Here is a 22,890-nt window from a genome sequence, read left to right as displayed (position 1 = left end):
CTTTCCGGGAGGACGGCCAATTCGCTCTCATGGCTGACGACGAACCCGCAGACGAGACGCAGACGCCCGACGAGGGCGACGACGGCGAAGAGGAGAAGTCGTTCCGCGAGCGGGTCGAAGAGATTCGACAGCGCCGCGAGGAAGAGCGCGAAGAGGGCGAGCGCCCCGACCCCGAAGAGATGATGGGCGGCGGCGGTCCCGGCGGCATGGGCGGCGGCGGCAACCCCTTCGCGCAGATGATGAGCGGCATGATGGGCGGCGGCGGCCCCGGCGGCATGGGCGGCGGCGGCATGGGCGGCGGTCCCGGCGGTATGGGCGGCGGCCAGAGCGGCCCGCGCGACCCGGAAAAGGGAAGCGGAAGCGACGAACAGCTCGTCCGCGAGGTCCGACAGCTCCGCGACGAGGTCCGTGACGTGAACCGCGAACTGCGACGCATCGCCGACGCGCTCGAAGACCGCGACTGACGCGGTTTCGCAGTCGGTCTCGCTGTTTTATTTCGACGCCAATCGGTCGTAGAGCGCCGCGAGTCGGTCGACAGAGCGGTCGACACTCACCTCGTCGCGGCGGTCGAGACAGCGCGCGCTGAGTGCCTCCTGCTCCGCCAGCGCCCGCCGAATCCCGCGGCGGAAGCCCTCCAAATCCCCGGACTCGTAGTGATAGCCGGTCACGCCGTCGAGGACGGTGTCCTCCAGCGCGCCCTCGTTGACGCCGACGACGGGCGTCCCGCAGGCGTTGGCCTCCAGCGCGACGAGCCCCTGCGTCTCGACCGGGCTCGGGAAGCAGAACACGTCGAGCGCGGAGTAGAACGCCGGCAGCTCCTCGCGGTCGAGGAAGCCGAGGAAACGAGCGTCCACGCCGAGGTCGTCGGCGAGGGAGGATAGCTCGTCGCGTGCGGGCCCGTCGCCGCCGAAGACGAGCGTCGCGTCGAGGTCGGCCGCGGCCCGGACGAGTTCGTCGAGGCGCTTCTCGTAGCCGTGCCGACCCGTGTAGCCGATGAGCGGGCCGTCACCGAGGTCGTAGCGGCGGCGAAAGTCGCCGCCCTCGACGGGTTCGAACCGCTCTACGTCGATGCCGTTCGAGAGGACGACGATTTCGGCCTCGACGCCGACCTCGTCGACCAGGCGGCGCTCGGCGTCCTCGCTCGGGACGATGACCGCGTCGGCGCGGTCGAAGAACCACCGCTCGTAGCGTTCGGCGGTGCGCTCGACGCCGCGCTCGATAGCGCCGACGGAACTGAGGTACTCGGCGTACTCGCCGGTCGGGGTGTGGTAGGTCGCCACGAGCGGGAGGTCGCGCCGGCGGGCGAGTCGGAGGCCGGCCAGTCCGAGGCCGAACGGGGTGTGGGCGTGGACGACATCCACGTCGTCGACGGCTCCCGGAATCCGCGGCGCGCCGATTCGAATCCCCTCGTAGAACGGGAAGGGAAGGCTCCGGACGCCGTACTCGCCCGGTTCCGGGTCGTAGTCGTCGTCCGCCGGGAACACCACGTCCATGCGGCCGCCGCGGCGGTGCCACCGCTCGCGCCACGTCTGAATCGTGTAGGTGACGCCGTTGACGGTCGGCAGGTACGTGTCCGTGAACGCGGCGACCGACTGCATGGCCGTTCGTGCGACTCCGACGGGATAAACCGTTGTGACTTCCCGCTGGACTGTCGTGTGTTAGCGTGCCAGCTTCCAGATGGTCGAGTATCTCGCCGGTCAGCCTTCGAGTCGCCCGGCCAGCGCGTCCTCGTACGTCTCGACGAGCCTGTCGCCGACGCGGTCGAGGCTGTGTTCGGCGGCGGTCTCGCGGGCGTTCTCGCCGAGCCGTCGCCGGAGGTCGGGGTCGCGGGCGAGGAGGTCGAGCGCCCGGCGGAACTCCGCGTCGGTCGAACACTTCAGGCAGTCGTGGCCGTGGGTGTAGAACTCCTCGAACACCGGGATGTCGCGGAGGACGACCGCCTTCCCGCAGGCCATCGCTTCGAGGACCGCGATGCCCTGATTTTCGTTTTTCGTCGCGAACAGATAGACGTCGCCCGCGCCGAACGCGCCGCGGATATCGTCTATCCAGCCGGTGAACGTGACGTTCTCGGGGGCGTTTTCGACCCAGTACCGCACCGTCTTCGAGGCGTGCGGGCCGGTGTCGTAGGGGCCGAACCACGCGAAGTCGTAGTCCGTCTCCTGCGCCAGCGTACAGAACGTCGTGAGGCCCTTGCGCTCGAAGACGTTGCCGACGGTGAACACGGTCATGCCGTCGAGGTCGTACTCGGTTCGGTACTCGTCGCGGAGGTCTTCGAAGCCGTCGAGCGCGTCGGTGTCGACGCCGTTCGAGACGGGGCGAATCGGCGCGTCGACCGGGTAGGATTCGAGGGTTCGCTTCGTGTACTCGGAGGGACAGAGCACCACGTCGGCCTGCGAGTAGAACCACTTGAGGTACTTCCCGAGGGCGGGGGCGACCGCGGTCGACCCGCGGAAGCTCTCGGCGAAGTCCTCGCGGGTGACGTGCGAGTGGAGGACGAGCGGGATGTCGTTACGTTTGGCGTGTCTGGCCACGGCGAGCGAGCCGGGACCGATGAGGTTGCAGTGGGCCACGTCGTAGTTGCGGACGACCCCGTCGCCCCGCAGGAGGCCCGCGGCACCCGCGGCGACCGACTCGGGCCACGGGGAGGTGACGACCTCCACGTCGGTCGTGGCGAGGGCCGCCCGCTGCTGGTCGGTGGCGGTGCCGATGCCGCTACGGTCGAGTTGCGAGGCGAACTCGAGGTAGTTCAGGACGCGCACAGTCGCCGTTTTTCCGGCCGGGGTATCACAGTATCGGCTTCGGTTCCTCGGTGTCGGTCCCGCGTCGCGGTTCGGAACGTCTTTGTCCGGGCCGCTCGCCCGAACGTGTATGAACATCGCGGAGGAGCGCATCGACCGACTCCACGCCCTCGCCCGCGAGGCGGCGAGCGACCGCGACCACGACCGCGCCCGGGAGTACGTCCGCCTCGCCCGTCGCGTCGCGGAGCGGAACCGCTGCGGCCTCCCCAGAGCGTTCCGCCGGTTCACCTGCGACGACTGCGACGCCTACCTCCGTCCCGGCGTCAACGCCCGCGTCCGGACCCGCGCCGGCGGCCACGTCGTCGTCAGGTGCGACTGCGGGGCGACGAAGCGCTATCCCTACTGACCGCCCGACGGCGATTTCGGTAGAATCGCCCCGTTCCCGCGTGTGTACGACAACCAAACGGCCGCCAAAGCCTTACTATTGAAGCCCTCTGGCACATAGTGGAGGCCACACATGAACACGCAGGAGCTGCGGAAGGAGGCCCACGACCTCGACGTGACCGTCTGGGTGGGTAAGAGCGGCATCGAATCGGTGGTCGGCGAACTCAACGACCAGCTGGCAGACCGGAACCTCGTGAAAGCGAAGTTCCTCCGGGCGGCGCTCGGGGGCACGACGGTCGACGAGGCCGCCGCTGATCTCGCGGAGCGCGTGAACGCGGACCTGATAGAGACCCGGGGGAAGACAGCGGTCTACCACCGATGAACGCGCTCGCAGTCCCGCTCCAACTGCAGGGTGACGGCGGTGCTGTCGGTCGAATTCTCACCCAGCAGAACGTCCCGTACGCCGAGACGCTCGGGACGCTCTTGGGTCTCGTTCTCGGCTTCGCCGTCGTCTACATCGTCGGCAAGGCCGTCGTGTCGTCCGCGCTCAACCGCGTCCTCGACCGGCGCGGCGCGGACGAACACGCGAAAAAGCCCCTGATGAAAATCGCGACCCTCGTCGTGGCGTTCGTCGCCCTCGGCGCTGGGTTCGCGTTCGCCGGCCTCGGCAACATCCTGCAGTCGCTCGCCACCATCGGCGCGGCCGCGACGCTCGCAATCGGCTTCGCCATGCAGGACGTCATCGCCAACTTCGTCGCCGGCATCTTCATCTTCACCGACAAGCCGTTCCGCATCAACGACTGGATTGAATGGGACGGCAACTCCGGTATCGTCGAAGACATCTCCTTCCGCGTGACGCGGGTTCGCACGTTCGACAACGAACTGCTCACCGTGCCGAACTCGCAGCTCACCGACGGCGTCATCAAAAACCCCGTCGCGAAGGACAAACTCCGCTTGCAGGTGCCGTTCGGCATCGGCTACGACGACGACATCCAGCAGGCGACAGACATCATCCTCGACGAGGCCGAAGCGCACGACGGCATCATGACGACGCCCGAGCCGTCGGTCAGGCTGACCGAACTCGGTGACTCGTCGGTCACGCTCAAGTCGCGCATCTGGATTTCCCAGCCCAGCCGCGCCGACTTCGTCAAGACCCGCGGCGAGTACGTCACCGCCGTCAAAGAGCGGTTCGACGAGGAGGGCATCGACATCCCCTACCCGAACCGCACCCTCAGCGGCGAACTCTCGGTCGGCGGCGCAGAGCGCCTCGCGCAGTCCAACGACTGAGGCACACGACCGACCGCGGGGGACCGCCCCGCCCGGTTCACACGCCGACTCGCCTTTTTCACACCCGATTCGACAGCGCCGCGACAGCGCCGGTTAGAGTTCGATGCGCTCGACGAGCCGGTCGTCGGACTTCGTGTTGACCGCGACGATGCGGACGTGGTCTTCGAGGCCCGAGCCGTCGAGTTTCGCCTTCAGGAGGTTGTCGACCTGATAGACGCCGGCGGCGTTGAGCATCTCGATTTCGACGAGGACCGCCGACTCCTCGCCGGGCTTGAGGACGACGTCCTTGATGGCGCGACTGGAGAGCGTGTTGATGCCGCGGCCGCCCTTCTCGTAGGGGATGCGCGACCGGCCGCGCTCCATGTCGAGCGCGTCGGCGACGCGGATGACGCCGGCTTCGAGCGTGAGCGGGTCCTCCTCGCGGTGGTGACAGAGGATGGCGTGGAGGACTTCGGCTTTGATGCGGACCGCGTCGGCGAGGTCGTAGAACTCGGGGAGGAAGCGGTCGAGGACGTCCGACGCGAGCGGAATCGAGTAGTAGGCGTGGTTGTCGCGGTGGACGACGTGGCCGATGTCGTGGAGCTGCGCCGCGAGAGCGATGATGACCGGCTCGTCGGCCTCGTCGAGGCCCTGTTCGGCCGCGCCGTTGAACTCGCAGCCGCCGGCCTTGAGCAGGTCGTACAGTCGGAGTGCGCGGTTGAGAACGATTTCGATGTGCTTCGGGCCGTGGTCGTTGTAGCCCTTGCGCGTCACCGCGTTGACGTTCTGCGCTTCGAGGAGCGTCGTCACCTCTTCGTCGTCGAGGAGCACGGGGAGCACCTCGTTGAGCTTCTCGTCGGGGAAGGCGTGGTCCGCCTCGGGGTCGTAGACGCGGCCGCCGTTCAGGGTGTCTTCGGTATCGCTCATGACCCGCAAGGTAGTCGCACGGAGAGAAAAGGACTTGGGCTCCGAATCAGGTGCGCTACCGCGTCACGCTGTGTCTCGGTCCTACGCGGCCTCGCTCGGCGCTTCGAGTTTTCCGGCGGCGGCCTCGACCGCCTCGTAGTCGGGTTCGACGCCGGGGTCGTCGCTGACCCACGCGTAGGTGACCTCGCCGTCGCCGTCCACGACGAACACCGCGCGCTTCGCCACGCGGTTGACGCCGAGGTCCGCGAAGTCCATCGTCACGTCGTAGGCGTCGACGAGTTCGCGGTTCGTGTCGCTGATGAGGCCGAAGTTGAGGCCGTTCTGCTCGGCGAACTCCGTCAGCGTGAACGGCGTGTCGATGCTGATACCGTACACCGTCGCGCCGACGTCCTCGAAGTTCGCCATCTGGTCGCGGAACGTGCACATCTCGGTGGTGCACGTCCCGGTGAAGGCCGCGGGGAAGAACGCGAGGACGATGGGCGCGTCGTCGAGATTCTCGGAGAGCGTGAACGACTCGATGTCGCCGTCGATGTCGGTGAGCGGTGCGGTGAAGTCCGGGGCGGCGTCGCCGACTGATACCATACGAGGGTGTTCGACTCCGCCCACATTATTTCACCGTCGGCGGAAATTCAGGGGTACCGCCGACGGCGGGCTCGCTGGCCGCCCCCGCAGCGGCCGACCGACTGCGCTCGACACACCGGCCACAAGCTTTTCGTAGGAGTGACGCGCCGAGACGTGTCGATTCGGCGTATGCGGGCGTTCCGACGCGCCGATATTCCGTCTTTCCAGAACCCGTAGAAGGCAAAAAGCCTATAATTGCCACTAGGTAACGCAGAAATAGATGTTCGAGACCATCACCCCACTGTTCCCGGGACTCCCGGGCGGGCCCGAGCTGCTCGTCGTGCTGCTCATCGTCGTCTTGCTGTTCGGCGCGAACAAGATTCCGAAGCTCGCTCGGTCCTCCGGGCAGGCCATCGGCGAGTTCCAGCGCGGCCGCGAAGAGATCGAAGACGAACTGCAGGACATGACGGGCGACGACGACGAAGACGAAGACGACACGACCAGCGAGAGTTCCGCCGACTCGGTTTCGACCGACTCGGTTTCGACGGAATCGTCGAACTGACCACAGCTCACTGTCTCTCTTCTGTCCGCCCAGCGCGAACCACGCGATTTTTGACCGATCCTGAGAGACAGCGCCGTGGGGCGTGTGGCCTAGTGGACAGGGCGAGAGGTTCCTAACCTCTCGATCGCGGGTTCGAATCCCGTCACGCCCGCTTCTCTCACTGCGTTCGTTCAGCGGGCGTTCCTGAGTCCCACTTCACTTCGCTCGAGGGACTCCCGTCACGCCCGTGGTCGTGACGGCGGAGCGAGTCCGATAACGCACCATGCGGGATTCGTAATCCTACGAGACGAGCGAAGTGAGTCTCGGTCCGGTTCGAATCCCGCCGCGCCGACCTCTCTCACTTCGTTTGTTCGGGCGACGCCGCGTACATCGCAACCGCTCCGCGTGTGCTCAATCCCGTCACGCCAGACGCTCTCACGTCGTTCCTGACGCTGCCGTTCCTGCGTTCCACTCGCTTCGCTCGCGGGACTCACGCCATACGCCGACCCTGCTGGAGATAAATCCCTACTTTAACGGTGCGCTCGGCCGGGGAGTCGATACCGACCCTACATAAATGAGTATAAAAATAGAACTTAAACAGACCTTAAATTGTGAGTTAATTGGGAAAAAGACTTTTCCATCGGCCCGAATACCCGGTGACAATGGCAACCGACGACGCCGACGGAGGAGACCAACAGGCGTTATCCGGCGATGTGACGTCGCCGGCGGAGAGTGACGCCGCTCCGAAGCAGGCGTCGAACGCGCGCGTCGGGTCGTACACGTGGGCCGACTTTCTCGACGAGTACGGGAGCGACGGCGATGTCGAATCCCTCTACGGGAGCGACCCGCGGACGCAACGCGACGCGCCCGGTACGTCCCGGTGGGAAGACGACGACGGGTCGGCGTCGACGCCGACCCGGGCCGACTGGGACCGCGTCGGCCTCGACCCCGAGGAGTATCTCGACTGTCACCCGGTCGACGTGGCGGCGTTCGTGGGCGACCGCGGCGCGCACGCGAAGAACCTCAATGAGCAGTTCGAAGCCTTCTGCGACCCCGAGACGACGCCCGTCGTCAAGGGCGTCTGGCTGTGGGAACACTACAAACGCGAGTACTACTACGAGGACGACGGCGCTCGCCCGCGGGATTCGGCGGGCGAAATCGTCCCCTTCGACGGCGAGGCGGCGCTGGGCTTCGACCCCGACCACATCGAGAACGCGGTCGCGCGGGCCGGCCAGCGCGCCGAGGAACTGGCCGCTGTCGTCGACGAGCGAACGGTCGACGTCGACCCCGAGTTCGACGAGGACGCGTTTTTCTCCAGCGTCGACGGCACGACCACGCTGGCGAACCGCTACGACCTCGAAAAGGCCGTCCCGGTGGAGAAGAAGACGCACTTCCGCGAGGTCGAACGGTACTGGGTGAACAAACCCTACGCGTTCGTCATCATCTTCCACTCCGTCAAGGAGAACGAAAAGAAGTACTACGTCGTCGAACCGCACCTGAACCGCATCGAAGACGACCTGACGGAGTTCCTCACCAACAAGCTTCGGACCGCCATCAAGTACGGCGACGACAGCGTCGTCGAGGGCGGCCGCGACAACCGCGGGCGGGTCATCGAGGCCGAGACCTACGAACTGCTCTCGCGGTACGACCTCTACGACCCGCCGGCGTCGGCGTCTGCGGCCGCGGCGGCCGGAGACGACGGTTCGACCGCCGACGCGGCCGCTGACGCTGACGGCGCGGCGGAGTCGTCGGGCCTCGCGTCCCGGCTCGGACTGGGCGGTCTCTTCGGCGGCGGCAACGGCTCGTCGGCCGACGGTTCGACGACCGCCGCGACCTCCGGGCGGTTCGGCGGTCTCGGTTCTCGGTTGGGGCTGAACGCAGTCTTCGGCGGTCGCGCACGAACCGCCGACGAGGACGAACCGCTCGGCGGCATCGACGGCATCGCGGCCCGACCCGAGTCCGCGGTCCTCGCCGACGACGCCGACGTCCTGAACGACTACCAGGTGCGGAAGCTCCAGTACTACCTCCGCCGCGACTTCATCGGCTACGAGCGCATCGACGGCATCAAACACGACATCAACGTCGAGGACATCTCCTGCGACGGCTACAACTCGCCGGTGTTCGTCTACCACTCCGACTACGAGCAGATCATCTCGAACGTCTACCACGGCGAGGGCGAACTCGACGACTTCGTCGTGAAACTCGCCCAGCGCTCGGGGAAGGGCATCTCGAAGCGCCGCCCGCAGGTGGACGCGACGCTCCCCGACGGGTCGCGCGCACAGCTCACGCTCGGCCGCGAGGTGTCGGACCACGGGACGAACTACACCATCCGCCAGTTCAAGGACGTTCCCTTCACGCCAATCGACCTCATCAACTGGTCGACGTTCTCGCTGGAGGAGATGGCGTTCCTCTGGCTCTGCATCGAAAACGACAAGAGTCTCATCTTCGCCGGCGGCACGGCATCGGGGAAGACCACCTCGCTCAACGCCGTCTCGCTTTTCATCCCGTCGAACACGAAAATCGTCTCCATCGAGGACACCCGCGAGGTCGAACTGCCCCAGCGCAACTGGATTGCCTCCGTCACCCGGCCGTCGTTCGCGGACGACGACAAAGGCGACGTGGACGAGTTCGACCTGCTCGAAGCCGCCCTCCGCCAGCGCCCCGACTACATCGTCATGGGCGAGATTCGCGGCGAGGAGGGGCGGACGCTGTTCCAGGTCATGTCCACGGGTCACACCACGTACACGACGTTCCACGCGGACTCGGTCGGGGAGGTGCTCAAGCGGTTTACGACCGCGCCCATCAACGTCTCGAAGACGATGTTCACCGCCCTCGACCTCGTGTCCATCCAGACCTCGACGCGGGTCGGCGGCAACAAGGTGCGCCGGAACAAATCGCTCACCGAAATCAACCACTACGACCCCGAAAACGACGAGATTAACGTCCAAGACGTCTACCAGTGGCAGGCCGAGACCGACGAGTTCCTCCAGATGGGCTCGTCGAACACGCTCGAAGAGATAAAGTTCGACCGCGGCTGGAATCAGGAGACGGTCGAACTGGAGATATTCAAGCGACAGGTCATCCTCGCGTACCTCATCGACCGCGGGCTCAACACCTACACGCAGGTCGCAGCGACGTTCCAGGCGTTCATCAACGACCAGGACACCATCCTCGGGCTGATGGCGACCGACGACCTCGAACGCAGTCTCGAAGACCTCCGGGAGATGGAATCGGTGCACATCAACATCGACCCCGACAGCGAGGCGATGGTCCCCCGGCCCGACCCGCCCGAACACGTCCGGCAGTTGGCGAAGGATATCCTCCGCCGGGCCGAAGACGAACTGTTCCCCGACTACCGCGACCGCGACGTGGGCGAGGTCGCGGAGGCGCTCAACCACATGCGCGACGCCCCGGACGTGGAGGCGACCCCCGGCGAGCGGGACGAACTCGACTCGCTCGACGCGTCGAGCGGCGACCCAGAACTCGACGAGGGGCGCGACCGAGCCGAACTGGACGCGGGCGACGACACGCCCGAAATCGACGGCGACCGCGGCCCCTCGTCGCTCGACGGCGAGAGCGAGACGCCGGCGCTGGACGCGGGACGCGACGGCGACGAGGACGACACCGACGACACCGCCCCTGACGACACCGACGCCGACGACGAACCGGGCGGTTTCGGAGACGACGACGGCCCGTTCGGGTTCAACGACGACGGCGTCTCGTTTTCCGACCCCAACGACGGCGCAGACCTCGACGACTTCTTCGGCGCGTTCGGTATCGAGGGGGAATCGGAGTCGGGAGCGGAACCGGGGTCGGAATCGGGGTCGGAGTCGGGGTCGCCCGCGGACCCGGACGACGAACCGAGCCGAAACGACGAGGGCGGCCACGAAGACGAGACGTGGGGCGGGTTCGAGGCGGTCGATGCCGACGACCCCCCGGACGACGCGGGCGAGCGCGGCTCCGACTCCGGCGAGGGAGCGTAGATGAGCAATCTCGACTCGAAGACCTCGGGCGGGCTCGACCGCAGTACCGACACCCTCGGCGACGCGTTCTACCCGCTGTTTCAGCTCCTCTTCGACGAGGACGGAGAGTTCGTCTCCGACATCGAAACGAAACTCCAGCAGGCCCGGATGCCCGACACCGTCGAACTCTACCTCTCGCGAGCGCTCGCGGTCGGCGTGCTCGTCGGGCTCGTGTCGTGGCTCGTCGGGATGCTCGTCGGTTACGGCGTCTTCGCGCTCGGGCTCGTCTCGGCGGACTCGGTGAGCCTCGGGATTCCGGTCGGGAGCGAGGCCACGGCGGACACGCTTCGGTCGCTCGCGATGCCCGCGGCAGTCGTGCTCTCGGGGCTCGTCTTCGGGTCGCTCGGCTTTGCCGGCGGGTTCGGGACACTCGTCGCCATCCCGTACTCGACGGCGTCCGCCCGCAAACGCGAGATAAACATGCTCCTGTCGGACGCCGTCTCGTTCATGTACGCCCTCTCGGTGGGCGGGCTGAACCAACTGGAGATTCTGGAGGCGATGGCCCGCGCCGAAGACACCTACGGCGAGGTCTCCCGGGAGTTCCAGAGCATCGTCCAGGAGACGGAGTACTTCGGGACCGACTACCGCAACGCCATCCGCCAGCAGGCGCTGTTGACCCCCTCGGACGAGCTCTCGCAGTTCCTGACGGACATGCTCTCTATCGTCAACTCCGGCGGCGACATGCAGGGCTTCCTCGACGACAAGAAGGACAAGCACCTCCGAACCGCGAAACAACAGCAGGAACAGACGCTGGAGACGATGGAGCTGTTCGGCGAGATGTACATGACGCTGTCGCTGTTCCCGCTGCTTCTCATCATCATCCTCGTCATCATGAGCATGCTCGGGGAGGCCCAGTCGAGGCTGCTGTACGCGACCGTCTACGGGCTCATCCCGCTGACCGGCGTCGGCTTTCTCGTCCTCGTCTCGACGGTCAAACAGGACGAAATCGGCGACGGCTTTCTCAGCCCCGACGACGAGAGCGACCGCCTGCAAGGCCAACAGCGCGAGGGCCTCGTCCACATGGGGCTCGTCGAGAGCTACGTCGGCGAGTTCAGCCTCTTTTCGCGCATCAAGTCCCGCGAGGGGACGTTCAAGACGAAAGAGCTCCTGCGCCGCCCGCACCTGTTTTTCAAGCGGCACCCGCTTTTCACCCTCGCGTTGACGGTGCCGGCGGCGCTCGCGCTCCTCGGCGTCTCCGTCGCCGGCGGGGCCGCCCCGACGACGTGGGACGGGATGATTGCCAACCCCGTCTGGGGGACGTTCATCTGGTTTTACGTCCCGGTCTACCTCGTCGCGGTGCCGCTGACCGCCTTCCACGAGTGGAACGTCCACTCGCGGGCGGCCATCACCGGAAAGCTCTCCGACAACCTCCGCAAGCTGTCGAGCGCGAACGACACCGGCCAGACGCTCCTCGAATCCATCAAGACCGTCTCCGACACCTCCTCGGGGAAGCTCGCCGACGAGTTCGAGGTGATGCACGCGAAGGTCCACTACGGGATGAGCCTCAAGGAGGCGCTCGTCGAGTTCAACAACAAATACCACATCCCGCGGCTCGCCCGGACGGTCAAACTCATCACGAAGGCACAGGAGGCGTCGAGCCAGATTACCGAGGTGCTGACGACCGCCGCCCAAGCCTCCGAGAACCAAGACGACATCGAGCGCGAGCGCATCTCGCGGACCCGGATGCAGGTCGCCATCATCCTCATGACGTACGTGACGCTGCTCGCGGTGATGGCCATCCTGAAGACGCAGTTCCTCGACGTGATGGCCGGGCTCTCGTCGCAGGCGTCGAGTTCCAGCGGCGCGACGACCGGCGGCCCGAGCTTCGGCGGCGGCATCGACCCCGACCTGCTGTCGCTTCTGTTCTTCCACGGCGTCACCATCCAGGCGATGCTGTCCGGGTTCATCAGCGGCTACATCCGCAACGCGGACCTTCTGTCGGGGGTCAAGTTCGTCGTCATCCTCCAGACGCTGTCGCTCGCGGTGTGGATGGTGGTCGGCTGATGCGGCGACGCGGCGGCGACGACGCCCGCGAGACGAGCGGTCGGAGCGCCCGCGCCCAGACGACCATCGACTTCGCCGTCGGCGTCGGCATCTTCCTCCTCGCGGTCGCGTGGGTTGTCGGCACCATCCCGCAGATTCTCGACCCCTTCGAGGCCGAACAGGACCGCCCGCTCGTCGCCAACCGCGCCGCCGACTCGCTCACCCAGCGCCTGCTCGTCGACGACGAGAACCCCGACGTGCTCGACCCGGTCTGTACCGCGGCGTTCTTCGACGGGGACTCGCCCGACGAGCCCCCCGGCGACTGCGACTACGGCAGCGCCGACCCCAACGCCGCGACCGGCATCGGCGCGTCCTACGGGCTCAACGTCACGCTCTCACAGAACAGAAGCGTCGTCGAGACGACCGGCGAGCCGGTTCCGACCACCCGGAGCGTCGTCACCGCCCGGCGGGCCGTTCTCCTCGACGGCGACCTCCACGAGCTATCGGTGAGGGTGTGGTGACCGTGTCCCGCGCACAGGCCCACGCGCTCGAAGCCATCGTCGCCGCGATGGTGCTTCTCGCCAGCGTCACGTTCGCGCTGCAAGTGACCGCGGTGACGCCCCTGACCGCGAGCACGTCGAGCCAACACATCGAAAACCAGCAGGCCGCCGTCGCCGACGGCGTCCTGACGGCGGCCGCCGAGACCGGCGCGCTGAAGCGAACGGTGCTGTTCACGAACCCCGAAAACGGGAGCTTCTACGATATCGACGCGCGCGGCTACTACGTCGACGGCGGCCCGCCGACCGCCTTCGGGGAGATGCTCGACGAGTCCTTCTTGGACCGCGGCATCGCGTTCAACGTCTACCTGCACTACTTGCGCGACCGGGAGGTCAGGCGGACGACTCGCCTCGTGTACATGGGCGAGCCGAGCGACCACGCCGTCTCGCGGACCCGACTCGTGACGCTCGCTGACGACGACGCGCTGACCGAACCGGGCACGTCGCCGGGCGGCGACCCCCGCGCGGTCGAGACGACGAAGACGCTCGAATCGGTCGCCGCCGAGACCGACGAGACGTACTTCATACAGGACGGGAGCGCGGGACCGCTCTACGCCGTCGTCGACGTGGAGGTGGTCGTATGGCGGATGTGACCGACGCGTTCGAGCGCGCGAGCGACGCGGCTGACGACCTCCCACGTCTCGGCGGCGACGACCGCGGCCAGCTGATGCTCGTCGCCGCGCTCGCAATCGCGGTGCTCCTCGTCGGCCTCGCGCTGACGCTCAACACCGCGATTTACACCGAAAACCTCGCCACGCGCACGACCGACACGAACCTCGACGGCGCGGTGAATCACGGCGGCGCAGTCGAGGCGGGAGCGGGGACGCTCCTCGACGAGGTCAACCGCGAGGGCGGCACGTACGGCGAACTCGCCGGTTCGTTCGACGAAGCGTTCGGCAACTGGAGCGACGCGGCCGCGACGCTCGCCGCGGTCAGGGGGGCCGCGACGGACGCCTCGCGCGTCAGCCACGTCCGAGGCACGCGAATCTCCCAGCCCGACGCGGCGCGGAACTTCACGGACAGGAACGAGACGGCCGACTGGACGCTCGCGAGCGACGTCGGCGTTCGCGGCGTCCGGTTCAACGTCTCGCGCGACTCGCTTTCGACGTCGAACGCGTCGTCGTTCCACCTCGTCGTCGACGACGAGACGAACGCGGTCGAAACCGCGGTCTACCGGGACTCGTCTCGGGTCTTCGTGGCCGTCGAGGACGCCGGTGGCGTGGAGACGACTTGTAGCGTCGCGGCCGACGCGGGTGACTACGTCACGATTGACGTCGCCGACGGCCGACTCAACGGGACCGCCTGCGACCCGCTCGATGCGGTCCACACCGACCTCGACGGCTCGGTCACGGTCTCGTATCGGAACGCGGCGGAGGCCGAGGGGTCCTACGAACTGTACGTGGACGAGACGAACGCCACGGTCTTCGACGCGACGAAGTACGAACCCGCGGGAAGCGGGTCGTCGCCGGTCGCACAGGAGGCGCTGTACGCCGTCACCGTCTCGTACGTCTACGAGTCGGGCGAGACGTACGTCTCCCGAGAGCTTCGGGTCGCGCCGGGTGAGATTGCGTGACGCCGCCGACGCTTCCGGGCGACCGGGGTGACCGTGCTCGGCGCGAGAGGCGCGTGAGCCGCGCTCGGCCCCGCTCGACCGACCGCGGCGTCTCGACGGCGCTCGGCTACGTCCTCACGCTCACCATCACGGTCGTCCTCATCTCGGGGTTGATGGTCGCCGCCGGCGGGTTCGTCTCCGACGAACGCGAGCGAGTCACGGAGACGGAACTCGACGTCGTCGGCAACCGGCTCGCGGCCGGCATCGAATCGGTCGACCGAATCGGGGCCGCCCCCGGCGAGTCGCGGGTCGAGGCGAGGGTTCGGCTGCCGCCGCGAGTCGCCGGCACGACATACACCATCGAGGTGCTGCCGGCGTCGAACGAACTCGTACTTACCTCGACCGACCCCGAGGTGACAGTCCGCGTTTCCGTGGAGACGGAGACCTCGCTGGCCGCGAGCCGGGTCGACGGCGGCGACGTGACCATCACCTACGACCCATCGTCGGGCGTGGAGGTGGCGTCGTGAGCAATCGCGCCGTGAGCGACACGCTCGGGTTCGTCTTCGTCTTCGCCATCGTCCTCTCGATGGTCGGCCTCGTCACCGCCGTCGGGATGACCGGCCTCCAAGACGCCCGCGACGTCGAGCGCGTCAACAACGCCGAACGCGCCCTCGACATCCTCGGGGACAACATGGAGGACATCGCCGACCGCGGCGCGCCGAGTCGGGCGACCGAGGTGAAGCTTCAGGACGCCAGCCTGACGCTCGACCGGCCCGTCGAGTTCGTCGTCTCCGGCGAGCGGACGGGAGACCCGTCGGTCAACTTCACCAACACCTACGAGGTGTCGCCAATCGTCTACGAGAGCGACGCCAGCGACGAGCGAGTCGTCTACGCGTTCGACGCGCTCTTCCGGACTCGCGGCGACACCGGGACGTTCGTCCGGCGACCGTCGCTTGTGCTCACCGACGAGCGGGTGTTGATTCCGGCGTTCGTGACGCGGCCCGACGAGGAGGCGACGACCGCCGTCGGCGGGTCGGGAACGTTCCTCATCCGCGCCGACAAGGCCGCGAGCGACGTGCTGGCCGCGCGGACCGAGGGCTCGTACGACGTGAACCTGACCGTTCGCTCCCCGCGCGCGGCGCTCTGGGAACGAGAGCTATCGAGCCGCCCCGACGTGACCTGCGACGATGTGGTTGAGCCGCCGGACGCGTACCCGAGCGTCTCGTGTTACGTGAACGGGACGGCCCGCGTTCACGTCGTCTCGACGTCGGTCGACATGACGTTCGCCGACTGAGTCGAACCGGACCCGACTCGGACCGCGACCGTCGGGTGGGCGGGCGGACCCGCTCACTCGACGTCGACTTCGACCTCGTTTTCCGTGACGTGCAGGAAGGTGATGAACTGGCCGCCCTCGGCCTGGTCGTAGTCGAGTTCGCCGCGCGAGCCGGACTCGTCGACGCTCTGGCTGTTGCCCGGCCCGTCAGTGACGGTCAGTTCGAACTGCGGGGCGGCGAGCGAGAAGTAGTGGTTGACGACGAACGCCATCGAGGCGGTGTCGCCGTCGGCTTTCGAGAACGTCTGGCCGCTGTCGGCGGCGTGCTCGTCGAAGGTGACGCTGTCGTAGGCCTCGCCGTCCGTGATTTCGGGGGCGAACTGCCACTTGTTCTGGTTACCGAAGCCCTTGTCCGACTGAATGTCGCCGTAGGTCATCGTCTCCGAACTGGTGAAGTCGACGCTGAGTTCGGGGTTGCTCGCAGAGCAGTCGATGCTCACCGCGTCGCTCGTGTCCGGGTCGAGGTCGGTCGCCTGCCAGCCGTGGTACTTGCCGTCTTCGGTGGCGTAGTAGAGCGTCAGGTCGAACGTGCCGTCGTAGCTACCGCCCTTGCACTTGTCGTCCGCCTGCACGTGGAGTTCGAGGTCGCGCTGGTCGCCGTCGTAGTACATCCCCCACTCCATGTTCTGGAGGTGTTGGTCGTTCGAGAGCGTGAGCGTGAACGCCGAGACGTTGTGATTCCCGGCCATTCCGCGCACGTCGACCGAGGTGCCCTCGTTCGGCATCTGGAACTCGCCGACGAGGCCGAGGGTCTCCAGTTCCACGCTCGCGGTTTGGTTGGCGTCGTCGACCGTCACGGTCCCCTCGCTCCGCGACTCGAAGAACGCCGCCCACCCTCGGTAGTGGTCGCTGTGGACCGTCACGACGATTGTGCCGTTGCTGACCGGGTTGTCGTAACTGCCCGCTGTCTCGTTGTACGCCGCCGTCTCGTTCGGATAGATGCTCCGGGCACGTTTGGTCGCCGCGACCCGCGCCGACACGTCTCCTGACGACGACCCGTCGCCGGAGACACGGACGACCGGGAGCGTCAGCGTCGCCCCGCGGTAGTGGAACTCCGGCGGCGAGACCATCGTCGTGCCGCCGTCCTGCGTGCGCCAGACGCCGCCGCCCTCGTAGGCGATGCGGGCGTCGCCGTTGCGGTACTCGACGCTTCCGAGCGACTCGTTGTAAAGCGGTTGGTCGTCGCCGTCGTCGGTGTAGTTCTTGTGCGTGATGCTCAGCCAGCCGCTGTCGTCGTCGACGACGTAGGCGCCGCCGCCGGTGCCGCTGAGGTCGACGTACTGCGTTTCGCCCTCGCCGAGCGCGGAGATGGCGACTCGCGAGTCGAACAGCGTCATCGAGTGCTCGGCGCGCGTCAGTTGGGACGCCTGTTTCGTCTCGTCGAGGGCGGGGCCGCCGAGCGCGACGACGGCAGTCGTCCCGGCGACCGTAATCGCTAACAGAAGCACCACGGCAATCGGCGAGGTCTGCGCCGTCCGGTCTCTGACGACGCGATAGACCAGTGGAACCCGGGGGCGACCGCTCATTACCTACCTGAAGGAGATGCGGGGTGAAAACCTCGCGGGGTACCTGACAGTCAGGTAAGTAGACCCGTCCGATAGGTATCTTCTCAGCGACGCCGAGATAGTTCCGGGACCGCGGGTGTGTAGGTCGCCGGACGCGGACTCCGAGACTGACGAGAGCCCACCGTAACAGAGTCTGGTCCCAGAACGTGGCGGATTCGCCGGGAGTCCCGCGAGCGAAGCGAGTGGGACGTCAGCGAGTCCACGAACGACTGAAGGGAACGAAGTGACCGAAAGGAAGTGAGTGGACTCGCCGGGACTGAGCAAACCGGAGGTTTGCGAAGGTCGTGAACGGAGTTCACGGGATTTGAACCCGGAACCAGACGTGCTCGCTCACTTCGTTCGCTGTGCGCGACTGGTAGGGCTTCAAATCCACGCGCTCGCAACGGCGAGCGCTCGGCTCGTCAATTTCTTCACTTCGTTCAGAAATGGACTCGCCGGGATTTGAACCCGGGGCCTCTCCCATGCCAAGGGAGTGATCTACCCCTGATCTACGAGCCCTCAAACGCAATCGTTCATTCCCCGGTCGAATAAATAAGGGCTTCGAATCGTTCGACTGCTGTGGGGGGGAACCGCGTGGGCGGGCGAGCACTCCAGAACACGACGGCGGCGACGAACCGACTCGTTTTTTCCGTCGCTGGCGGAACCACTCGGTATGACCGACGACGACGCTCCCGACGTTCCGGTGGTGTGCGAGGCCTGCGACACGACCACTCGCGTTCCGCTTTCGGAGGTCGCGGACGCCATCGAGCGCCACAACGAACAGGTCCACGACGGCGACGACATCGCGCAGGTCGACCCCGAAATCGTCAAGCACGTGACCGACCTCGCGGCGAAGGACATGAGCGTGTTCGAAGACGAGGGGTGAGGTTTCAGAGGGGCGCTGACGCGCCGTATCGACACGTTTCAGCCACGACGGCTCGGTTGCGGGAGCTCGCTACGGCGAGCGCTCGTCTCGTCATTTCTTCACTTCGTTCAGAAATGGACTCGCCGGGAGTCACGTGAGTGAAACGAACGTGACGTCAGCGAGTCCACGAACGACTGAAGGGAACGAAGTGACCGAAAGGAAGTGAGTGGACTCGCCGGGACTGAGCAAACCGGTGGTTTGCGAAGGTCGTGAACGAAGTTCACGGGATTTGAACTCACTCGCAAATCGAAGATTTGCTCGCTGCTCAAATCCCGCCTCGAACAGACACGAATTTACTCTGGCTTCGCGACTCGCTCCGCTCGTCGGAAGTCCAGAGAGAAGTGAGTGGACTCGCCGGGATTTGAACCCGGGGCCTCTCCCATGCCAAGGGAGTGATCTACCCCTGATCTACGAGCCCGCATCCTCCGATAGCCGTCGCCCGTTTAGAAGCCCTTCGATTCCGACCGGACCGAGTCGGGCCCGAGTCGAAACGGTTTAACCCGGCGCGCGTGGACAACCCGATGGGAATCCAGCACGGCCGCAAATCTGACTCGCCCAGTTTGGGCTTGGGATTGCGGTAGTGCCCCGGTAGTCGGTGATACGACTGCGGGGTACTCGTTTCTGCGGTCAGTGCGGTTCCAACCCGCAACAATGGCACGAATGCACACCCGCCGCCGTGGCTCGTCCAGCTCGGACAAGCCGGTGGCAGACGAAGCACCGGAGTGGAGCGACGTCGACGCGGCTGACATCGAAGCCCGCGTCGTCGAACTGGCAGAACAGGGCAAGGACCCGAGCCAAATCGGCCTGTCCCTGCGCGACGAAGGCGTCAAGGGCGTTCCCGTCCCCGACGTCAAGCTCGCCACGGGCAAGAAGGTCACCACCATCCTCGAGGAGAACGACGCCGCAGGCGACCTCCCCGAGGACCTCCGCAACCTCATGGAGCGCGCCATCCGCCTCCGCGAGCACATGGAGGAGAACCAGCAGGACAAGTCCAACCGTCGCGCGCTCCAGAACACGGAGTCGAAGATTCGCCGCCTCGTCTCGTACTACCGCGGCGACAAGCTCGACGACGACTTCACGTACAGCTACGACGTCGCTGTCGAACTCCTCGAAGAATAACTGAATGTCCGTGACCCCCGCCGAACAGACACCCGCCGCCGACGCCGCCGCGACCCTGCGCGAGGCGACGTTCGTTCGCCTCCGCGTCCACGGGAGCGGTGCCGCCGTCGCAGCCGCGGGTGTCGTCGGACGGGCGCTCAGGACACTCGACGTCCCCTTCCGCATCCGCGCGACCGACGCCCCGGACACTGTCGCACACGACGACGTTGTGGCAGTCGTCGGGCTGTCGGACGCCGATGCGGACCTCGAACTCGACCCGAACGACGCCGTTTCGGTCGTCCGCGAACTCGGGGTCGACCCCGACCCGGCGGTCGCGCTGGCCGGCTTCCACGCCGCCGGCACGACACCGAAGGACGACACCGACCTCGCGGACGCCGCGGCCGACGCTGGCGTCGAAGTCGGACCCGGCGTGGCCGTCCCCACGGGCGACCTCGCAGACGGGCTGGCGCATTCGACGCTCGTCCACGCGCCGTTTTCGGCCGACAGGGAGCGCGCGCAGGCGGACCTCGCCGAACTGTCGCTCCCGGCCGAACTCGACGCCGACGCCCGTAGGCGCGTCGCTTCCCTCGTCGCCATCGACGCGACGAGCGGCGAGGCGACCGCTCGCGCGGCGACCGCCGTCGAGCGCGTTTTGGGCCCGGAGACGACCCCGAACGGGCCGTTCGAAACCGTCGGCGGCTTCGCCGACGTGCTCGACGCGACCGTCCGGGAGTCGCCCGGGACCGCCGTCGCGCTGGCGCTCGGACACGACGTTCGCGACGCCGCGCTCGACGCGTGGCGCGACCACGCGCAGGCGACCCACGCCGCGCTCCGCGGAGCGACGACGGGCCGCTACGAGAGCCTCTACGCGCTCTCCTGTGACCTGTCCTCGCCGGGGCGACTCGCCACGGTGGCGAGACTCGCCCGCGACTTCCGCTCGCCCGAGCCGACCGTTCTCGCGGTCGGCGTCGGTGCCGCGGCCCTCGTCTCGACCGGCCCCGCTGGACTCGACGAGGACCTCGCCGCGGCCGCGAGCGACCTGCCGGCCGCGTCCGCGACCGGGTTGCCGTCGGAGGCGACGATGACGTTCGACTCCGCGGCGGAGCCGAGCGATGTCGTCGCGGCCGTCAGGGAGGTGCGCCGATGACCCGGCGTGCGACCCTGCGGACGACCCACGACGACGCCGACATCGTCGCCGGCGCGCTCGAACCGGACAACACGGTGTCGATGCGCACCCGAGTCGAGGGGGACGAACTCGTCACCACAATCGAACGCGATTCGACCGGCGGCCTGCACGCCACGGTCGATGACTACGTCGTCAACGTGACGGTCGCCGAGACCGTCATCGAAGCCACACGAACGCACACAGACACTAACCATGAGTGAACGATCCGTCTCCAAGCAGAAGCGCGGAAAGCGATGGTACACCGTCATCGCTCCCGAGAATTTCGACCGTAAGGAACTCGGTTCGACCTTCGCGGACGAACCCGAGAAAATCAGCGGTCGCACCGTCGAGTCCACCCTCGGCGACCTCAACGACGACCAGGGCGCGAACAACGTCAAGCTCACGTTCAAGATTACGGACGTGGGCAGCGACGCCGCCTACACCGAGTTCATCCAGCAGGAGCTCACCCGAGACTACCTCCGGAGCCTCGTCCGCCGCGGCGCGTCCAAAATCGAAGCCAACGTCACGGCCATCACCAAGGACGACTACCGCGTCCAGCTCCAGCCCGTCGCCTTCACGACGAAGAAGGCCGACCGGAGCCAGGAACACGAGATTCGTCGCATCATGACGGAACTCACCCGCGAGGCCATCACGGGCCACACCTACGACGCGCTCACCGAGAGCGTCGTCGAGGGTCGCCTCTCGTCGGCCATCTACGGCGACGCGAAGGTCATCTACCCCCTGCGCCGCGTCGAGGTCAAGAAGTTCTCCCTCGAAGCCCGTCCCGAAGAGGTCGAGGCCGAAGAGGAAGCCGCCGTCAGCGTCGACGAAGACGACGTCGCAGTCGACGTCGACGACGAGACCGAAGCGTAAGCCGTCTCGTCGGCGGCTCGACTTCGAACTTCGACTTTTTATGCGACCGCGCTTCGAGCGGGAGCCACGCCGCGCTCCGGTCAGGTGCTACCTCCCGGAGTCCACGCTGTGCGACGCTGCGCGCCGGGGCTACTCTTCGACGACGATGGTACCGACCATGCCGGCCTGCTCGTGGGGGATACAGAGATACTCGTACTCGCCGGGCACGTCGAAGCTGTACGTGTAGGTCTCGCCGCTGCCGATGAGCCCGCCGAGCGAGTTGGAGTAGGCGTCGCGGGCGGCCTGCTCGGTCTCGTAGTCCCCGCTGGCGAAGAACGCGGCTCCCTCGGGGAGGGTGCCCTCGTAGGCGGTGACGGTGTGACCGCGGGAGCTCGTGTTGCGCCAGACGACCTCGTCGCCGGCCTCGACGGTCAGCGTCGGCGGGTCGAACGCGACCGCGGTCATCCCGATGTCGAAGTCGTCGCCGGACGCCGTCAGGGTCGCACAGCCCGCGAGGCCGGCGGTCGCCGCCGCACCGGTCGCCGCGAGGAACTGACGCCGCGTCCGACCGCCGTTCGAAGACCCGTGGTCTCGCATGGTCGCCTCTCGGGACGCGACCGATAAATGTCGCATGGTTCGCCCGGCGAACCGCCGAGCGGGGCGAGACGCGCCGATTCCGACCGGGGCGGGCGGTAACGACGCGGAGCCGCGGGCTGACGGACGGAACGTAAGAGGGAAAGGGCAGGTACGCAATCGCATCGGTATGAGACCCCGATTCGTCGGTCGGTTGGGCCCCGCCGACGTGGTCACCGCCGGGAACGCGGCGCTGGGATTCGTCGCCGCGGTGTTAACCGCGGTCGACGTGCACCTCGCGGCCAAGGTCATCCTGCTCGCCGCGATGGCCGACGGCCTCGACGGCGTGGTCGCCCGACGCTACGGTGGGACCGACGCCGGGCCGTACCTCGACTCCCTCGCGGACGTGGCCTCCTTCGGCGTCGCCCCGGCGCTGCTCGTCGTCGCCGTCGTCCGCGAGATGTGGGGCTTCGACCGGGTCCGGGTCGTCGCCGGCGTCGGCGTCGCCGCGCTGTTCGTCGCGGCCGCGGTCGTCAGACTGGCGCTCTACACCGCCTACGACAGCGGGTCCGACGAGACGGTCGGGGTGCCGACGACGCTCGCCGCGACGATTCTGTCTGCGGGCGTCCTCGTCGGCTTCGTCGAGCCGATGTTGCTCGTCGGCCTCTCGGCGGTTATGGCCGCGCTGATGCTCTCGGACGTGACCTACCCCGACCTCCACGCGCAGGACGCGCTCGTCATGGGTGTGGTGCAGGGCCTCGCAATCGTCTGCTCGGGGACGCTCGGTGAGGGCTTCTCGTTCGGCCTGCTGTTCTTGGCGCTCGGCTACCTGTTTCTCGGGCCGCGCTTCTACTGGGCGTGACCGGGGC

At 67.1% G+C, this 22,890-nt stretch carries 24 protein-coding genes and 3 tRNA genes; 19 read left to right on the top strand and 8 right to left on the bottom strand.

Going from position 1 to position 22,890, the window contains the following annotated elements:
- Window positions 1-29: 29 nt before the first annotated feature.
- Window positions 30-464, top strand: a complete 435-nt coding sequence (locus DVK03_RS05905) for a hypothetical protein (protein ID WP_008573790.1) — start codon at window positions 30-32, stop codon at window positions 462-464.
- Window positions 465-491: 27 nt separating this feature from the next.
- Here the strand turns inward: DVK03_RS05905 and DVK03_RS05900 are convergent, their stop codons facing one another.
- Together DVK03_RS05900 and DVK03_RS05895 are read right to left on the bottom strand one after the other, a co-directional pair.
- On the bottom strand, window positions 492-1,598 hold the full coding sequence (locus tag DVK03_RS05900; RefSeq protein WP_004063791.1) for a glycosyltransferase family 4 protein: 1,107 nt from the start codon (window positions 1,596-1,598) through the stop codon (window positions 492-494).
- A gap of 99 nt (window positions 1,599-1,697) precedes the next feature.
- A complete protein-coding gene (locus tag DVK03_RS05895; protein ID WP_115802446.1) occupies window positions 1,698-2,759 on the bottom strand; it encodes a glycosyltransferase family 4 protein in 1,062 nt (353 codons plus the stop codon).
- A 109-nt stretch (window positions 2,760-2,868) separates the two neighbouring features.
- On the opposite strand from DVK03_RS05895, the gene DVK03_RS05890 reads away from it, so the two are divergent.
- The 3 genes from DVK03_RS05890 to DVK03_RS05880 all read left to right on the top strand — a co-directional run bounded on the left by DVK03_RS05890 (window position 2,869) and on the right by DVK03_RS05880 (window position 4,409).
- A complete protein-coding gene (locus tag DVK03_RS05890) occupies window positions 2,869-3,144 on the top strand; it encodes a ribonuclease P protein component 4 (RefSeq protein ID WP_004063795.1) in 276 nt (91 codons plus the stop codon).
- A 111-nt stretch (window positions 3,145-3,255) separates the two neighbouring features.
- Window positions 3,256-3,504, top strand: a complete 249-nt coding sequence (locus DVK03_RS05885) for a YhbY family RNA-binding protein (RefSeq protein WP_004043775.1) — start codon at window positions 3,256-3,258, stop codon at window positions 3,502-3,504.
- Window positions 3,501-4,409 carry a mechanosensitive ion channel family protein gene (locus tag DVK03_RS05880; protein WP_004063797.1) on the top strand — a complete coding sequence of 303 codons (909 nt, stop codon included), beginning with the start codon at window positions 3,501-3,503 and terminating at the stop codon, window positions 4,407-4,409. Before DVK03_RS05885 ends, DVK03_RS05880 begins: the two co-directional genes overlap by 4 nt.
- Before the next feature lie 93 nt (window positions 4,410-4,502).
- On the opposite strand, the gene DVK03_RS05875 is transcribed toward DVK03_RS05880, so the two are convergent.
- Both DVK03_RS05875 and DVK03_RS05870 read right to left on the bottom strand, forming a co-directional pair.
- Window positions 4,503-5,315, bottom strand: a complete 813-nt coding sequence (locus DVK03_RS05875; protein WP_004063799.1) for an HD domain-containing protein — start codon at window positions 5,313-5,315, stop codon at window positions 4,503-4,505.
- Between the two features lie 81 nt (window positions 5,316-5,396).
- Complete coding sequence (locus tag DVK03_RS05870) at window positions 5,397-5,897, bottom strand: redoxin domain-containing protein (protein WP_008607425.1); 501 nt, start codon at window positions 5,895-5,897, stop codon at window positions 5,397-5,399.
- A gap of 259 nt (window positions 5,898-6,156) precedes the next feature.
- Here DVK03_RS05870 and tatAt point away from each other — a divergent pair, with 259 nt between their 5' ends.
- From tatAt to DVK03_RS05825, 9 genes are all read left to right on the top strand, one after another.
- Window positions 6,157-6,438: a Sec-independent protein translocase protein TatAt gene (tatAt, locus tag DVK03_RS05865; protein WP_115802445.1), complete on the top strand. Its 282-nt coding sequence runs from the start codon at window positions 6,157-6,159 to the stop codon at window positions 6,436-6,438.
- Window positions 6,439-6,516: 78 nt separating this feature from the next.
- Window positions 6,517-6,589, top strand: a tRNA-Arg gene (locus tag DVK03_RS05860).
- A gap of 490 nt (window positions 6,590-7,079) precedes the next feature.
- Window positions 7,080-10,400, top strand: a complete 3,321-nt coding sequence (locus tag DVK03_RS05855; RefSeq protein ID WP_115802444.1) for a type II/IV secretion system ATPase subunit — start codon at window positions 7,080-7,082, stop codon at window positions 10,398-10,400.
- Window positions 10,401-12,443 (top strand): type II secretion system F family protein, encoded by a 2,043-nt coding sequence (locus DVK03_RS05850; protein ID WP_115802443.1) that lies wholly within the window; start codon window positions 10,401-10,403, stop codon window positions 12,441-12,443. It abuts the gene before it with no gap.
- Window positions 12,443-12,943 carry a hypothetical protein gene (locus DVK03_RS05845; RefSeq protein WP_115802442.1) on the top strand — a complete coding sequence of 167 codons (501 nt, stop codon included), beginning with the start codon at window positions 12,443-12,445 and terminating at the stop codon, window positions 12,941-12,943. The genes DVK03_RS05850 and DVK03_RS05845 overlap by 1 nt, the downstream gene beginning before the upstream one ends.
- Window positions 12,937-13,572, top strand: a complete 636-nt coding sequence (locus DVK03_RS05840; RefSeq protein WP_006600446.1) for a hypothetical protein — start codon at window positions 12,937-12,939, stop codon at window positions 13,570-13,572. The genes DVK03_RS05845 and DVK03_RS05840 overlap by 7 nt, the downstream gene beginning before the upstream one ends.
- Window positions 13,560-14,552 carry a hypothetical protein gene (locus DVK03_RS05835; RefSeq protein WP_115802441.1) on the top strand — a complete coding sequence of 331 codons (993 nt, stop codon included), beginning with the start codon at window positions 13,560-13,562 and terminating at the stop codon, window positions 14,550-14,552. Before DVK03_RS05840 ends, DVK03_RS05835 begins: the two co-directional genes overlap by 13 nt.
- Window positions 14,549-15,058 carry a hypothetical protein gene (locus tag DVK03_RS05830; protein WP_008609211.1) on the top strand — a complete coding sequence of 170 codons (510 nt, stop codon included), beginning with the start codon at window positions 14,549-14,551 and terminating at the stop codon, window positions 15,056-15,058. Before DVK03_RS05835 ends, DVK03_RS05830 begins: the two co-directional genes overlap by 4 nt.
- A complete protein-coding gene (locus DVK03_RS05825) occupies window positions 15,055-15,825 on the top strand; it encodes a hypothetical protein (RefSeq protein WP_004063820.1) in 771 nt (256 codons plus the stop codon). Before DVK03_RS05830 ends, DVK03_RS05825 begins: the two co-directional genes overlap by 4 nt.
- 53 nt (window positions 15,826-15,878) lie before the next feature.
- Here the strand turns inward: DVK03_RS05825 and DVK03_RS05820 are convergent, their stop codons facing one another.
- Window positions 15,879-17,390: a hypothetical protein gene (locus DVK03_RS05820; protein WP_115802440.1), complete on the bottom strand. Its 1,512-nt coding sequence runs from the start codon at window positions 17,388-17,390 to the stop codon at window positions 15,879-15,881.
- A 465-nt stretch (window positions 17,391-17,855) separates the two neighbouring features.
- Window positions 17,856-17,927: transfer RNA gene (locus tag DVK03_RS05815), tRNA-Ala, on the bottom strand.
- Between the two features lie 154 nt (window positions 17,928-18,081).
- Between DVK03_RS05815 and DVK03_RS05810 the strand changes: the two genes are divergently transcribed.
- Window positions 18,082-18,294 (top strand): hypothetical protein, encoded by a 213-nt coding sequence (locus DVK03_RS05810; protein WP_004063824.1) that lies wholly within the window; start codon window positions 18,082-18,084, stop codon window positions 18,292-18,294.
- Between the two features lie 385 nt (window positions 18,295-18,679).
- On the opposite strand, the gene DVK03_RS05805 is transcribed toward DVK03_RS05810, so the two are convergent.
- A tRNA-Ala gene (locus DVK03_RS05805) sits at window positions 18,680-18,751 on the bottom strand.
- 233 nt (window positions 18,752-18,984) lie between these two features.
- On the opposite strand from DVK03_RS05805, the gene DVK03_RS05800 reads away from it, so the two are divergent.
- The 4 genes from DVK03_RS05800 to DVK03_RS05785 are packed head-to-tail and all read left to right on the top strand — an operon-like array spanning window position 18,985 to window position 21,469.
- Window positions 18,985-19,452 carry a 30S ribosomal protein S15 gene (locus tag DVK03_RS05800; RefSeq protein WP_004043790.1) on the top strand — a complete coding sequence of 156 codons (468 nt, stop codon included), beginning with the start codon at window positions 18,985-18,987 and terminating at the stop codon, window positions 19,450-19,452.
- A 4-nt stretch (window positions 19,453-19,456) separates the two neighbouring features.
- Window positions 19,457-20,578: an exonuclease gene (locus tag DVK03_RS05795; RefSeq protein ID WP_115802439.1), complete on the top strand. Its 1,122-nt coding sequence runs from the start codon at window positions 19,457-19,459 to the stop codon at window positions 20,576-20,578.
- On the top strand, window positions 20,575-20,817 hold the full coding sequence (locus tag DVK03_RS05790; RefSeq protein ID WP_115802438.1) for a KEOPS complex subunit Pcc1: 243 nt from the start codon (window positions 20,575-20,577) through the stop codon (window positions 20,815-20,817). Before DVK03_RS05795 ends, DVK03_RS05790 begins: the two co-directional genes overlap by 4 nt.
- The gene (locus tag DVK03_RS05785) at window positions 20,810-21,469 is read left to right on the top strand and encodes a 30S ribosomal protein S3ae (protein ID WP_006600451.1); all 660 of its coding nucleotides are present in this window, start codon (window positions 20,810-20,812) and stop codon (window positions 21,467-21,469) included. Before DVK03_RS05790 ends, DVK03_RS05785 begins: the two co-directional genes overlap by 8 nt.
- Window positions 21,470-21,598: 129 nt before the next feature.
- On the opposite strand, the gene DVK03_RS05780 is transcribed toward DVK03_RS05785, so the two are convergent.
- The gene (locus DVK03_RS05780) at window positions 21,599-22,045 is read right to left on the bottom strand and encodes a plastocyanin/azurin family copper-binding protein (RefSeq protein WP_006600452.1); all 447 of its coding nucleotides are present in this window, start codon (window positions 22,043-22,045) and stop codon (window positions 21,599-21,601) included.
- Between the two features lie 166 nt (window positions 22,046-22,211).
- Between DVK03_RS05780 and DVK03_RS05775 the strand changes: the two genes are divergently transcribed.
- Window positions 22,212-22,883, top strand: coding sequence for a protein sorting system archaetidylserine synthase (locus DVK03_RS05775; protein WP_008605767.1), 672 nt, complete (start codon window positions 22,212-22,214; stop codon window positions 22,881-22,883).
- The last annotated feature ends 7 nt before the right edge of the window (window positions 22,884-22,890 follow it).

Source organism: Haloferax sp. Atlit-109R (genome assembly GCF_003665865.1).
GTDB classification, from domain to species: Archaea; Halobacteriota; Halobacteria; order Halobacteriales; family Haloferacaceae; genus Haloferax; species Haloferax volcanii.
This window is presented reverse-complemented; position numbering and strand designations above follow the sequence as displayed.

What these genes read in the sequence shown, in the direction of transcription:
- DVK03_RS05835 (WP_115802441.1), top strand. Translation starts at nt 13,560, where the DNA reads ATGGCGGATGTGACCGACGCGTTCGAGCGCGCGAGCGACGCGGCTGAC.
- DVK03_RS05775 (WP_008605767.1), top strand. Translation starts at nt 22,212, where the DNA reads ATGAGACCCCGATTCGTCGGTCGGTTGGGCCCCGCCGACGTGGTCACC.
- tatAt (WP_115802445.1), top strand. Translation starts at nt 6,157, where the DNA reads ATGTTCGAGACCATCACCCCACTGTTCCCGGGACTCCCGGGCGGGCCC.
- DVK03_RS05810 (WP_004063824.1), top strand. Translation starts at nt 18,082, where the DNA reads ATGACCGACGACGACGCTCCCGACGTTCCGGTGGTGTGCGAGGCCTGC.
- DVK03_RS05790 (WP_115802438.1), top strand. Translation starts at nt 20,575, where the DNA reads ATGACCCGGCGTGCGACCCTGCGGACGACCCACGACGACGCCGACATC.
- DVK03_RS05855 (WP_115802444.1), top strand. Translation starts at nt 7,080, where the DNA reads ATGGCAACCGACGACGCCGACGGAGGAGACCAACAGGCGTTATCCGGC.
- DVK03_RS05820 (WP_115802440.1), bottom strand. Translation starts at nt 17,390, where the DNA reads ATGAGCGGTCGCCCCCGGGTTCCACTGGTCTATCGCGTCGTCAGAGAC.
- DVK03_RS05795 (WP_115802439.1), top strand. Translation starts at nt 19,457, where the DNA reads ATGTCCGTGACCCCCGCCGAACAGACACCCGCCGCCGACGCCGCCGCG.
- DVK03_RS05890 (WP_004063795.1), top strand. Translation starts at nt 2,869, where the DNA reads ATGAACATCGCGGAGGAGCGCATCGACCGACTCCACGCCCTCGCCCGC.
- DVK03_RS05850 (WP_115802443.1), top strand. Translation starts at nt 10,401, where the DNA reads ATGAGCAATCTCGACTCGAAGACCTCGGGCGGGCTCGACCGCAGTACC.
- DVK03_RS05800 (WP_004043790.1), top strand. Translation starts at nt 18,985, where the DNA reads ATGGCACGAATGCACACCCGCCGCCGTGGCTCGTCCAGCTCGGACAAG.
- DVK03_RS05785 (WP_006600451.1), top strand. Translation starts at nt 20,810, where the DNA reads ATGAGTGAACGATCCGTCTCCAAGCAGAAGCGCGGAAAGCGATGGTAC.
- DVK03_RS05885 (WP_004043775.1), top strand. Translation starts at nt 3,256, where the DNA reads ATGAACACGCAGGAGCTGCGGAAGGAGGCCCACGACCTCGACGTGACC.
- DVK03_RS05900 (WP_004063791.1), bottom strand. Translation starts at nt 1,598, where the DNA reads ATGCAGTCGGTCGCCGCGTTCACGGACACGTACCTGCCGACCGTCAAC.
- DVK03_RS05905 (WP_008573790.1), top strand. Translation starts at nt 30, where the DNA reads ATGGCTGACGACGAACCCGCAGACGAGACGCAGACGCCCGACGAGGGC.
- DVK03_RS05845 (WP_115802442.1), top strand. Translation starts at nt 12,443, where the DNA reads ATGCGGCGACGCGGCGGCGACGACGCCCGCGAGACGAGCGGTCGGAGC.
- DVK03_RS05780 (WP_006600452.1), bottom strand. Translation starts at nt 22,045, where the DNA reads ATGCGAGACCACGGGTCTTCGAACGGCGGTCGGACGCGGCGTCAGTTC.
- DVK03_RS05875 (WP_004063799.1), bottom strand. Translation starts at nt 5,315, where the DNA reads ATGAGCGATACCGAAGACACCCTGAACGGCGGCCGCGTCTACGACCCC.
- DVK03_RS05880 (WP_004063797.1), top strand. Translation starts at nt 3,501, where the DNA reads ATGAACGCGCTCGCAGTCCCGCTCCAACTGCAGGGTGACGGCGGTGCT.
- DVK03_RS05870 (WP_008607425.1), bottom strand. Translation starts at nt 5,897, where the DNA reads ATGGTATCAGTCGGCGACGCCGCCCCGGACTTCACCGCACCGCTCACC.